The sequence below is a fragment of the Stenomitos frigidus ULC18 genome, from assembly GCF_003003795.1.
Lineage (GTDB): Bacteria > Cyanobacteriota > Cyanobacteriia > Leptolyngbyales > Leptolyngbyaceae > Stenomitos > Stenomitos frigidus_A.
This window is the reverse complement of record NZ_PVWK01000031.1, coordinates 106,237-118,810: the sequence shown is the minus strand read 5'-3', so window position 1 is coordinate 118,810 and position 12,574 is coordinate 106,237. Positions and strand designations below refer to the sequence as shown.

The window sequence follows — 12,574 nt, the reverse complement described above, 5'->3', positions numbered from 1 at the left end:
TTTTTGCTTTTAGAACAAAAGTATAGTGATTAATTACTAAGAAGAAAAACGTCAGCTATTAATTTCATGATGTGTCATACCTTCTTGTAAGAGAGTTAAAGCGTTCAAAATATCGACTGTTGGGACTAGTGGGGCAGGGGCAGTTTGGACGAGTTTACTGCGCCAGTCATCGCAAAACGGGTCGCCTTGTTGCGCTCAAAGAGCTCGATAAGTATCGGTTTCCCACTCATAAGTTCTTGCGTGAACTACGTTTTCTGCTGAGTTTGCAGCATGCCAACATTGTGACCTGTCACGCCCTAGAGCATACGCCGACGGGGCGCTATCTCGTTATGGATTACTGCGAGGGTGGCACCTTACGTGGTTTGATGGAAGAAGAGATACAGTTACATCCGGTTCAGTGCTTGAAATTAACTGTCGATGTGCTGTTGGGACTAGACCATGCTCACAGCCGTGGCATCGTACATTGCGACATCAAACCAGAAAATATTCTGCTGACGTTGCAAGCAGATGGTTGGACGGCTCGCGTGTCTGATTTTGGTATTGCCCATTTACACCAAGAAAGCTTAGGCGACGCTAGTGGTAACACGGGTTCACCTGCCTACATGGCTCCCGAACGGTTTTATGGGCAGTACTCTGTCAAATCGGATCTGTATGCTGTCGGGATTATGCTGTTTGAATTGCTGGCAGGTCATCGACCGTTTTCTGGCGTGCCCGCCGCCATGATGTCTGCGCACCTCAATCAGCCGGTTAAAATTCCTGCAACGATTCCGACTGCACTTCAAGCGGTGATTCTCACGGCCTTACAAAAACTGCCAGCACGACGGTTCCAATCTGCCGCACAAATGGTGGCAGCGGTGCAAGTGGCTGCAAACGCTGCACAGCTTGAACTTGAGCAGACATGGGCAGATTCGAGGTTACTGCGATCGCCCCTCACCTTACCCAGTAGTGTGTGCCGATCTGTGCAAAAGGATGCGCTACAGGCTGAAGTGCAACAGTTAGTTACAGTTCCTATACTTACTGTGGCTACTAACCCATCAACCTTGGCTGGAGGTGGCTTGGGTGAAAAGCATGAGCAGGTCTATCAGGTTTGCAGGCGCTACATTGGTTGCCGGACTTATCCAGGAGGTTTTTGGGCTGCTGGGGCGGTTCCCTTGGAGAATGAGGGACGATCGAGCTTAGCCTCCGTGCGGTTACCCAAAGCGGTCAAAAAGCTACTAGTCCGCTCTCAAGGTTGCTTTGCGATGACGCAACGCTCGATCTATCGTTTTCCGATCGAGTTGTTCCAGCAAGGTGTGGCGCAGCACACTCAGATGGCTCAGCAACATGCAGCAAGTACGATCGTGCCGTTACAACATGCAGTGCCTGAGCTGGTTGCTGAATTTAGCCGAGACTTCCTTGCTGCCATTGACGCACAAGGGCGTTGGATGGCAGTAGCAGTGCTAGAGCCTGACAAAGTGACCAGCGCTTTGGGCTTCTGGAATTTGTCGCAGATGCAAGCGCTTAAACCTGGTAGTCGCAGCAGTAGTAGTGGTAGTCGCAGCGGTAGTGCCATTCATTCCCCCTGCCTGACTGCGCCTCCATTTCATTTGGCGATCGCAGACTCACGCTATGTTGTTGCCTTCTCCCACATTGTCGATCAGGGCACCCATTCGTACATCACTGGCGTACTGCTAGAAATTTTTACTCGTCGAGGGGATGCTGTTAGCGCCTTCAGTTTACCGGTGCCTTTGCGCCAGGTTGTTGACAGCGAAACTCCATATCACATAGTGGCATTGGAACCAGGACATACCCACTCAGTATTACTCATTAGTTTGAAGCCCCTCAAACTCCTGCGCATTGGGGTAGACATTGTGCCGATTTTTGTAGCATCAGCGTCTTGGGGTTACGTTTTGATGGCGGCAGATGGGCAGATTGTCCTGTTAGACCGTTGTGGTCGGGTTACTGGACGCTTTGCAGGACCGGCCAGTCCCACAGCGATTGCCGTGCTTGAACCCTATGGGCTGCTCATTGCTACCTGGGGCAATGGTGAGGGAGCCCTCTATACAATCGACTTACGACAGTTAGATGTGGGCCTTGTGTTCTGAGTCAGGCAAGGGGAAAGGGAGGCGGCAAAGCGATGGGGCAAATGGAAAGGGCAGAAGCGATAAGATGGTAGATTAGCGTTTGATCGTTGTTCCTCTACTGGTGCTTATGTCTTTCGACTGGTTGACACCGAGCCATTGGATTATGTTGGGGTTGCTGTTGAGTTTTGCGATCGCCCACAGTGGTCTGGCAGCGTTGCGTCCTTGGGGCGAAAAGCAGATCGGTCCCCGGCTTTATCGGGTTCTGTTTGCGCTGGTGAGTTTAAGCCTGGCAGTGGTGCTGATTATTTACTTTTTCAATCACCGCTACGACGGTAAGCAACTGTGGCAGTTGCAAGGGGCACCCGGTGTGCAGACAACGGTTTGGATCTTATCGGCAATCTCCTTTCTCTTCCTTTATCCAGCTACGTTCAATCTGCTAGAAGTGGCAGCGATCCAAAAGCCTGAAGTCCATCTTTACGAGACTGGCATCATCCGCATTACACGGCATCCACAAATGGTGGGTCAAGTGATTTGGTGTGTTGCCCATACGCTATGGCTGGGAACATCATTTATGGTCGTGACCTCAATCGGGTTAATCATGCACCATTTGTTTGGCGTTTGGCATGGCGATCGTCGCTTGCTTTCGCGTTATGGTGATGCCTTTGCAGTTGTCAAAGCGAGAACCTCGTTGGTGCCCTTTCAGGCGATCATCGAGGGTCAGCAAGCGCTCCACCTACAAGAATTTATTCGTCCTGCCTATTTAGGTGTTGCTGGTTTTGTTCTACTTTTTTGGTGGGCACATCCCTTTTTGATCCGTGCAACAAGTAGCGTTGGCTGGTAGGATGATCCCAAGGTAAATATTAAGCATCTAATCATTAAGGAATGATAAACCTGCAATGGGCGAACAAACCTTTGTAGAAGAAGTTTTGGCATCTCCTACGCCTGTCGTCGTGCATTTTGGGGCACCCTGGTGTGGTCCTTGCAAGATGATTGAACCCCTTTTAGCGCGCTTTCAAGCGGAATGGGGGAAGCAGTTTAAGCTCGTTGGGATCAATGCCGATGAAAACCTTAAATTATCAAGCCGCTATCGCATCACCACTTTACCCACGATTCTTCTCTTTGAAGGGGGCGAGGTGCTGCATCGGCTAGAAGGGTTTCATCGTCGAGACGATCTCTGGGCAGAGTTGCAGAGAGTGCTGGTCAATCCGTCCTCCTCTAAGATTCAGCCTGAAACGATTTCGTCTGAGCGCAGCTAACGCTGAGGGCTTTAGAAACCATTAAGGTGCGTCGATCTTGGGGGCGCGTCTACTTTCGTATACGGCTTTTTTCTGGACAAAGCTTTATATTTTTACTCCTCCAAAAAGTCGCTCCTCATCTAAACGACCCTGTCTCTGCAAGACTCAGAACGATTGACAGCCGTTTGCAAATGGGTCAGCCACAGTGCGTAAAGCCTTACGGCATAAAAGAAACGCGGAGCGAGTGCTTTGCACTTACATCTTGTTCGCAGGCGTGGGCGAGACTAAGTTGATGTGGCTTATTTAAACGAAAATTGCTGTAAGAGTCCACTGATGTGGCATGAGTAGGGTTCCTAGACTCAATGGCTCTGGGCTCAATCGCTAATGAACCCTACCCTTCTGCAGATGCGATCGATCGCGATTGTGGGAATGATAAGCCGTAGAAATACTGGAATGTTGTGTTCGTACCTGACAGTTTCCTGTTAAGCGTGTGTCACAATGTAAACGGTTTTCCCAACCAAGTGAAGAACTTTAACCATAGGCATGAGCAATGGAAGCGATTTATCAGTACGCCTGGCTGATTCCAGTACTGCCGCTGGCTGGTGCAATGATTGTCGGCTTGGGTCTGATTTCTTTTAACAAAGCGACAAATCAGCTGCGACAGGTCAACTCTATTTTCATCGTCTCGCTGATTGGGGTGGCGATGGCGTTTTCTGCTTCGCTGCTGTGGAGTCAAATCAACGGACATGCCCCTTACACTCAAATGATTGAGTGGGCATCAGCAGGCGACTTTCATCTCAGCATGGGTTACACCATTGACCATCTCACGGCTCTAATGCTGGTGATTGTGACGACGGTAGCGTTTCTCGTCATGGTTTATACCGATGGCTACATGGCACACGATCCAAGCTATGTACGCTTTTACGCTTACTTAAGCCTATTCAGCGCTTCGATGCTGGGGCTGGTGGTGAGTCCCAATTTGGTGCAGGTTTATGTCTTTTGGGAATTGGTGGGGATGTGTTCCTACCTTCTCATTGGCTTCTGGTTCGATCGCAAAGCGGCTGCCGATGCCTGTCAAAAAGCGTTCGTCACGAACCGAGTGGGTGACTTCGGTCTGTTGTTGGGTATTTTGGGACTCTACTGGTCAACGCGCAGCTTTGATTTTGCGACGATCGGCGAGCGTCTGCAAGATTTAGTGCAATCTGGTGCTCTGAGCGGAGGGCTTGCAGCACTGTTTGCCATTTTGGTTTTCTTGGGGCCGGTGGCGAAGTCGGCTCAGTTCCCACTCCATGTCTGGCTACCAGATGCGATGGAAGGTCCGACTCCCATTTCAGCATTGATTCACGCGGCGACGATGGTAGCAGCGGGCGTTTTCTTGATTGCCCGGATGTTTCCAGTGTTCGAAGGCATCCCTGTTGTGATGGACGTGATTGCTTATACGGGAGCGTTTACGGCCTTTTTAGGTGCCTCGATCGCTATCACCCAGAATGACATTAAGAAAGGGTTAGCGTACTCGACGATGTCTCAGCTGGGCTACATGGTGATGGCAATGGGTGTGGGGTCTTACAGCGCGGGTATGTTCCATCTGATGACCCATGCCTACTTCAAGGCTATGCTTTTCTTAGGATCGGGTTCGGTCATTCACGGCATGGAGCACGTTGTTGGGCACAACCCGGCCTACGCTCAGGACATGCGGCTGATGGGTGGGCTACGGAAGTATATGCCCTACACCGCGATTACCTTCCTCATTGGTACCCTGGCGATTTCGGGCATTCCACCGTTTGCAGGGTTCTGGTCGAAGGACGAAATTTTGGGTAATGCCTTTGCTGCGAATCCGGTGCTGTGGGGTGTTGGTTACCTGACGGCAGGGATTACTGCGTTTTATATGTTCCGCATGTATATCTCTACGTTTGAGGGTGGCTTTCGTGGCAACGACGCGATCGTGCGTCAAGCGATTAAAGTAGAGCAACTTCAGGCTCAGGGTCTCTCGATCGGCCCCGGAGCGATGAACTCTCAGGAACTGACGTTAGAGACGGCTCACGGTTCTGCTGAAGAGCACCACGATGAGCATCACAGCGAGTTCCCCCATGAGTCGCCGTTTACAATGACGTTGCCTCTGGTCATCTTGGCAGTCCCGTCTATGCTCATTGGGCTCGTCGGTACGCCCTTTGCGAACTACTTTGAAGGCTTCATTCATGCGCCCGGTGAAATAGTCGAATTGGCAGCCGAAGGAGGCGAGAATTTAAATGAGTTCTTTGTCATGGCGGGTAGCTCGGTCGGCATCTCGCTGCTGGGGATTTCGCTGGCGATATTGATGTACGCCCAGAAGAAGATCGACCCAGCCGCTATCGCTGCTAGAGTTCCTGCTCTCTACGAGCTATCCAAAAACAAGTGGTACATCGACGACATCTACTACAACGTTTTTGTACTGAATAGTCGACGGATCGCCCGTCAAGTCCTGGAAGTGGACTACAAAGTGGTGGACGGCGTTGTTAATTTGGCAGGTTTAGTGACGCTGTTGACCGGTGAAGTGCTGAAGTACTTTGAGAATGGTCGCGCCCAGTTCTATGCGCTCATTGTGTTTGCTGCCGTTCTGGGTTTAGTGATTTTCTCTGGCATCGCTTAAGAACAGGCATCGCTTAAGAACAGGCATAGCTTAAGAAGTTGTTAGTTGTTCGTTGTTAGTGGTAAGAGGCAGATACACTACTCTAGAAGCTGACAGCTTGAAGCTAATAACAACTGTCCTGGACTTTAGACGGCTAACTCCGAACGGTCAGCGCCCGATCGGTTGAGTAGCATCTTAGTAAGAGTGAGCTTCGGCAATCTGGTGTTTAGGCTCTCAGCCCGGCATCTTTAGAAACCTGTTCTAACAACCAACGACTAACCATTAACCACTAGTCACTGATGCTTACCGCTAATTTCCCCTGGCTAACGACTAGCATCTTGTTTCCGATCGCAGCGGCACTGTTGATTCCGTTCCTTCCCGATAAGGATGGCAAGACAGTTCGCTGGTATGCCTTAGTCATTGGGCTGATCGATTTTGCCATTCTGGTTTACGCCTTTTACAGCTATTACGACTTCTCTAGCGCAGGAATGCAGCTCTTTGAGAGCTACTCCTGGGTGCCTCAGCTTGACCTGAAGTGGTCGGTTGGAGCCGATGGCTTGTCGATGCCGCTAATTTTGCTGACGGGCTTTATCACGACTCTGGCGACCCTGGCTGCTTGGCCTGTAACCTTGAAACCACGGTTGTTCTACTTTCTACTGTTGACGATGTACGGCGGACAAATTGCTGTCTTTGCTGTACAAGATATGCTGCTATTTTTCCTGGCGTGGGAACTCGAACTGATCCCCATTTATTTGCTGCTGTCGATTTGGGGCGGTAAGAAGCGTCAGTATGCTGCAACGAAATTCATCCTCTATACGGCTGGAGGATCGCTGTTTATCTTGTTGTCTGCTTTAGCAATGGCGTTCTACGGTGATACGGTCACCTTTGATATGCAAGCGCTCTTGCACAAAGATTTCCCGCTGACGTTGCAGCTTTGGCTTTATACAGGGTTTTTGATTGCCTACGCGGTGAAGTTGCCGATTATTCCACTGCACACCTGGTTGCCCGATGCTCATGGTGAGGCAACTGCTCCTGTGCACATGCTGTTGGCAGGCATTTTGCTGAAGATGGGCGGTTATGCACTCATCCGCATGAACGCAGAAATGTTGCCTGCTGCACATGCTACCGTGGCACCCGCACTCGTCATTCTGGGTGTGGTCAATATCATCTATGCAGCGCTCACATCGTTTGCTCAGCGAAACCTCAAGCGCAAGATTGCCTATTCTTCGATTTCGCATATGGGGTTTGTGCTGATCGGCATTGCGTCATTCACTGATTTGGGCTTGAGTGGTGCCGTGCTACAGATGGTGTCGCATGGCTTAATTGGTGCCAGCTTGTTTTTCCTAGTAGGAGCAACCTACGATCGCACCCACACGTTGATGCTGGACGAAATGGGTGGTGTCGGTCAAAAGATGCCCAAGATTTTTTCCATGTTCACAGCGTGTTCTCTCGCCTCTCTGGCGTTGCCTGGGATGAGTGGTTTTGTAGCAGAACTAATGGTGTTCGTTGGCTTTGCTACAAGTGATGCCTACGCCCCACCCTTCAAAGTTCTGGTGGTTTTGCTGGCAGCCGTTGGCGTTATTCTCACGCCCATTTATTTGCTGTCGATGCTGCGTGAGATCTTCTACGGTCCCGAGAATAAAACCCTTACCTCTCATGAAGTGCTGGTCGATGCAGAGCCTCGTGAGGTGTTCATCATCTCTGCCTTGTTGGTGCCCATCATTGGGATTGGCTTCTATCCCAAGCTCTTAACCCAGATCTATGATGCGAAGACGCAGCAGGTGACAGCTCGACTCCGAGAACAGGTTCCGTCTTTGGCACAAAAAGCCTCAACTGAAACAGCCATTCTGCAATCGCTGGGTCTGAAGGTATTGAAAGCGCCAGCGCTCGATCTGTTGAAAGCGCCAGCGCTTGAGCGGGTTTAATGCGGCTTTAAATCTGTAAAAATTAATTGCAGCGATCGCTCAAGGAGATTTCAAGTCGACAAAACGCCTATAGGGGCAGGTTTGACATAAAGTTAATTTCTAGAGGAAAAGACTCTGGCAAACCCTGCCCCTACCCAGCGGTAAATTTTTGCTTTTAAATATTCTAAGGAATAAAAATTTATAACTCCGGCATTTCCCTTAGGAGCGCAGGCCGTGAGCCCCTACCTGCAAACAATGTGTCGATTTTATTTGATCCACGATCCTAAGCAATCTCTGGCCGTAGTGCTCAAGTCAAGGCACACGCTAGAGATTTTTAGTTTAGGGTTGGCTAAACTATTTGAAGAAGCCCTTGCGTGAAGCCTGACCGACTAGCCAACGGAAAGGAACAGCTAGTGATAATGGAGTGCACAGATGGTTGAATCACTGTTAGAAAATCGCGATTACATTGTCATCGCTGCTAAAACAGCTGCCAGTGTTTTACCGACTTCACCAGGCTTTGCTAATAGCTGGGTTGCAGCTCACGATGCCGTACTGGCGTTAGTGTCAAAATGCGAGGAGCTTGATCCTGATGGCATTACACTCTACATCTCCTCCCGGCAGGACTCCTCAGGCTCGTTTAAGCAGTACAAAAAAGTGACTCCTGACAAGCTTGGGCAGTTTTTTGAAGCGAACTACCCACCGGAGAGCCTAAATTTGCTGGATGGTTTGCAAACCGCTCTAGATGATTATTTTGAGCGTAAGGCAGCAGGGCAAACAAAGCCAAATGGCGAAATTATTATTGTGTTGATTGACGGTGAACCACGCGATCGGATGACAATTGTCAAAGCGATCGTGAGCGCGACTCAGAAGATGGAGCATGACCACGAGTTAGGGATCGGCTTTGCTCAAATTGGCAATGATCTCATCGCCAGAGGCTTTCTAGCTGCCTTAGATGAAGACTTGCGATCGAAAGCAGGTGCCAAGTTTGATATTGTTAACACCCGCGTTTTAGAGACGATTGGAACCAATTGTTTGACTGAGTTTTTGCTAGATATCGTTCGTGACTAATGGTTTGCTAAGACTTTTTTGAGGGTTTGCGATGACTCAAAAAAGCCTTGCAACGCGATTGCTTTTCTACCAGTTCAAAACTGAAAGTGACACACTCCCAGTTGCATCTAGCATGATTGGTTAACCGGGCTGTGAGGCGTTGAGCGATGAACGAGCTGCGATAGCTAGCAAAATTCTTGAGGTACCCGTAAAAATAATGCTGATGCCGACCAGTAAACCGATCGCAAAGGGCCCATTTAACGGCCACTCAAAGAAGATTAAGCCACCTAAAACGATTGTTGTAAGGCCGTTGGCTAGCGACCAAACCCAGTTCGATTGAGCACGCCGTTGAAACGCGAAGACAATTTCAAACACACCTTCAGTGAGCAAAAAAGCGCCCAACGCTAGTGTTAGCGTTAGGACACCTTGAAGTGGATACACCAATAGCAGCACAGCCGTGCCGATGTAGAGAAGGCTCAGCAAAAGCTGCCAGATAAAACCACCTTCTTGCCGCGTCTGGAAGGTGTAAACTAGCTTGGAAATACCGCTAAAAAGGATAATCCACGCAATCCAGGTTTCAGCAGCAAGCGTGCTGAAGTAAGGAAAGGCGATCGCGGCGATACCCAGTAAGATCAGCAGTACACTGACGACGATCGACCCATTTAAATTGCTTTTAATGTCGTTGGTTGAAACCCCAGTACTCATCGATAACCTCTCAGTGGTTGAAATATCAGTTCAAATTGTAGAACTGACGCCTTTACCCTGAGATCCTTCATTGGGTGTAACTAAGGGACTGCCAAACAAATCGCATCCCAGCGTAGGGGGATGGCATGCCGCCCCCCCAATAGCTTCAAATTGACTGGTACGTTCGTTATTTCTGGCCTGTTCTTAAGAACCAACAGCGTCTAGCTTGATGCCTTGAATCGAATAATCGAGCAGTTGCATGGGGTGCAGTACTGGCACTGTTTTTCCTTGAAGCTGAAGATGTCTACTAATTTGCACAAAGCAGCCAATGTTTGCTGAGGCGATGAGTGAAGCTCCTGTATGGAGCAGATTTTCCACCTTTTGGCGGCCGAGTTCTTCTGCGACATCGGGCTGCAGGATGTTGTAGACACCAGCGCTACCGCAGCACAGCGCTGCATCGATCGGTTCCCGTAGCCGCACACCCGGAATTTGCTTCAGAAGTTGGCGTGGCTGCACGCTAATTTTTTGCCCATGCAGCATGTGACAGGCATCTTGATACACCAGCGTCAGCGGTTCGTCTTGCAAGGGCGAGAGCTTGGCAGTCAGACCCACATCGGCTAGAAATTCCTGGACATCTTTGACCTTGCTAGCAAACGTCGCGGCTTGCTCCCGATAGTGAGGGTCATCGTCCAAAATGCTGCCATATTCCTTGAGGGAATGCCCACACCCAGAAGCGTTGATGATGATGGCATCCAGCGATGTGTCAGCAAAGCTGTCAATGAGTTGACGGGCTAGCGTTTGAGTTTGCGCTTCTTGCCCCTGGTGATGGGTGAGCGCACCGCAGCAGCCTTGAGCTTGGGGTATGACCACTTCACAACCGTTGGCGGTCAATACCCGTACCGTGGCGTCATTGACTTCGGGGTTGAAGAGACGTTGCACACAGCCCAGCAGTAAACCGACTCGATAACGTTGTTTCCCTTGCGCTGGAATGACTGCTGGCAGAGGATCTTGAAAGGCTTGGGGCGAAATCTTGGGCAGCATCGCTTCCATCGCTGCCAGCTGTGGCGAAAGTTGCTTGAGGAAGCCGAGCGATCGCACCATTTTCTGCAACCCTGATTTTTGATAAAGGCCCAGTGGACGCAGCAATAAGCGCAACCGATCAGGATAGGGAAAGGTAGAGAAGATTAGACGACGCAGGAGTTTATCGGGTAGCGATCGTGCATGGTTGCGTTCTACTTGAGGGCGGGTTGCCTCGATCAACTTGTCGTAGCGCACACCAGAGGGGCAGGTGGTGACGCAAGCAAGACAGCCCAGACACGAATCAAAATGCTGCACGATCGCTGGAGAGAGCGGAATTTGATCCTCATTCACCCCATCCATCAGGTAAATGCGCCCTCTCGGCGAATCCATCTCTTTGCCAATCACCCGGTAGCTCGGACAGGTGGAGAGACAAAAGCCACAGTGAACGCATGCGTCGATGAGTTTGGCATCGGGAGGATTGTGGGCATCGAAGGAGGGGAAAGATTGGGCAGTGGGGTGTGGAGAGTGGGGAGTGGCATCTTGTAACTCAACATTCAACATGGGTAACTCATAACTTTCTTGATTGCGAGCTTCGGCACTCATGACTTAAATTCCGCTTACAAATCGGTGAGGGCTTAAACGACCGTCTGGATCAAACTGTTGCTTCAGCTGGCGCATCAACGGCAGCGCATTGCCGGAGTAGCCCCAAACATCGATCGCCTGCTTGCATTCGATCGGAGCTTGCAGTACCGACAGAAAGCCACTCTTTGCCTGACAGATCGAGCGCAGCTTTAAGAGTGTTTCTGATGGGCTAGTGGCGTTGAGCACCAGTCTGCCTAGTCCACTAGCCATATGGATTTGCCCAAACCAGGGCGCGATCGCGACATCTTTGAGGATGCTTAGCAGTGCCACGGCTTCAGAAGGACGTATTCCTATCTTGCAAGTAATTGCATCGGTTTGGTTGTCAGCAGTCATGTGTTTTTGCACGCGTTGCCATAGAGCTGTGTCATCAGCATCAGCAAAGCAGACGCTGGTCAAGCCCAAGGCTTGACCCACTGCGACCATACGCTGGCTTTGCTCCTGGACGCTGGGTAAAATGCTCTGAAAGCGGATTGCCAAGGCTGTACCCGCGATCGCTAACTCTGCGGCCATTGAGTCGGATAAAACATCGGCACTGGCGGGCGTTAAGGCGGAACTGAGTAGCGTTTGAGTAGCCTGGGCGATCGCGCTGGCAGCACCGCTCAAGACGATCGTTTGTGAGGCTTCGGGCAACGGATAGACTCGAAACGTCACTTGCGTGATGATGCCTAACGTGCCGTAGGAGCCAGTGAAGAGCTTCATCAGGTCATAGCCAGCGACGTTTTTAACGACCCGCCCACCGGCTTTAGCAGACTGTCCATCCGCGCGGACAAACGACAGCCCCAGCAGCATATCTCGCACGCTGTTGTAACGCTGACGCAGTGAGCCTGTATCGGCTGTTGCCACAATGCCGCCGATCGTGGCGCGGTCTGGATAGGCAGGGTCGATCGCCAAAAACTGTCCGGCTTTTGCCAGCGTCGCTTGTAAGTCAGTGAACCGCATTCCTGCTTCTACTGTCACTGTCAAATCACCCACTGCATGCTCAACCAGACGGTTCAACCGCTCAGTGCTGACCACTAGCAGCGAGTTTTTTCCATCCTTTTGCCCTCTGCTCTCTGCCCTCCGTCCTTTCACCAGCCCACCCCAGTGCAACTTGCTCCCGCCGCCACAGGGTAAGAGGTATTGGTGATCAGTAGCAGTGACCACAGCCGCTAGAGCCGCTGGCGTATCGGGATACGCAACACTACTAAGGGCTGTTTCCGGCGTCACTGCTTGTCTGATTGCCGTTTTTTTACCTGAAGGCAGGGCATCCCAGTCCTGGACGTCGATCGCCTCAACCAGGCGCTTTGAACCCTGAAGCGTAGGCTGAAGATCAGCACTATTTTCTGCGGAATTCATTCCCATGCGGTGAATAACTGAGATGAATAACTGATGACT

General features: G+C 50.6%; 9 protein-coding genes. 6 read left to right on the top strand and 3 right to left on the bottom strand.

Translation table 11 applies throughout. From position 1 onward, the window contains the following. The first annotated feature begins 71 nt into the window (after nucleotides 1–71). From C7B82_RS06810 to C7B82_RS06785, 6 genes are all read left to right on the top strand, one after another. The gene (locus C7B82_RS06810) at nucleotides 72–2,084 is read left to right on the top strand and encodes a serine/threonine-protein kinase (protein WP_106255545.1); all 2,013 of its coding nucleotides are present in this window, start codon (nucleotides 72–74) and stop codon (nucleotides 2,082–2,084) included. 106 nt (nucleotides 2,085–2,190) lie between these two features. Then, nucleotides 2,191–2,904, top strand: a complete 714-nt coding sequence (locus tag C7B82_RS06805) for an NnrU family protein (protein WP_106255544.1) — start codon at nucleotides 2,191–2,193, stop codon at nucleotides 2,902–2,904. Between the two features lie 55 nt (nucleotides 2,905–2,959). Then, complete coding sequence (locus tag C7B82_RS06800) at nucleotides 2,960–3,319, top strand: thioredoxin family protein (protein ID WP_106255543.1); 360 nt, start codon at nucleotides 2,960–2,962, stop codon at nucleotides 3,317–3,319. Between the two features lie 529 nt (nucleotides 3,320–3,848). Next, nucleotides 3,849–5,924, top strand: coding sequence for an NAD(P)H-quinone oxidoreductase subunit 5 (locus C7B82_RS06795; RefSeq protein ID WP_106255542.1), 2,076 nt, complete (start codon nucleotides 3,849–3,851; stop codon nucleotides 5,922–5,924). Between the two features lie 278 nt (nucleotides 5,925–6,202). Next, nucleotides 6,203–7,828 carry a photosynthetic/respiratory NAD(P)H-quinone oxidoreductase subunit D1 gene (gene ndhD1 / locus C7B82_RS06790; protein ID WP_106255541.1) on the top strand — a complete coding sequence of 542 codons (1,626 nt, stop codon included), beginning with the start codon at nucleotides 6,203–6,205 and terminating at the stop codon, nucleotides 7,826–7,828. Nucleotides 7,829–8,239: 411 nt separating this feature from the next. Next, on the top strand, nucleotides 8,240–8,875 hold the full coding sequence (locus tag C7B82_RS06785; protein WP_106255540.1) for a vWA domain-containing protein: 636 nt from the start codon (nucleotides 8,240–8,242) through the stop codon (nucleotides 8,873–8,875). Between the two features lie 120 nt (nucleotides 8,876–8,995). Here the strand turns inward: C7B82_RS06785 and C7B82_RS06780 are convergent, their stop codons facing one another. The 3 genes from C7B82_RS06780 to C7B82_RS06770 all read right to left on the bottom strand — a co-directional run bounded on the left by C7B82_RS06780 (nucleotide 8,996) and on the right by C7B82_RS06770 (nucleotide 12,541). Then, on the bottom strand, nucleotides 8,996–9,559 hold the full coding sequence (locus C7B82_RS06780; protein WP_106255539.1) for an HdeD family acid-resistance protein: 564 nt from the start codon (nucleotides 9,557–9,559) through the stop codon (nucleotides 8,996–8,998). A 183-nt stretch (nucleotides 9,560–9,742) separates the two neighbouring features. Continuing rightward, nucleotides 9,743–11,161 (bottom strand): (Fe-S)-binding protein, encoded by a 1,419-nt coding sequence (locus C7B82_RS06775; RefSeq protein ID WP_245939768.1) that lies wholly within the window; start codon nucleotides 11,159–11,161, stop codon nucleotides 9,743–9,745. A 3-nt stretch (nucleotides 11,162–11,164) separates the two neighbouring features. Beyond that, nucleotides 11,165–12,541 (bottom strand): FAD-binding oxidoreductase, encoded by a 1,377-nt coding sequence (locus tag C7B82_RS06770; protein WP_245939767.1) that lies wholly within the window; start codon nucleotides 12,539–12,541, stop codon nucleotides 11,165–11,167. Nucleotides 12,542–12,574: the final 33 nt, after the last annotated feature.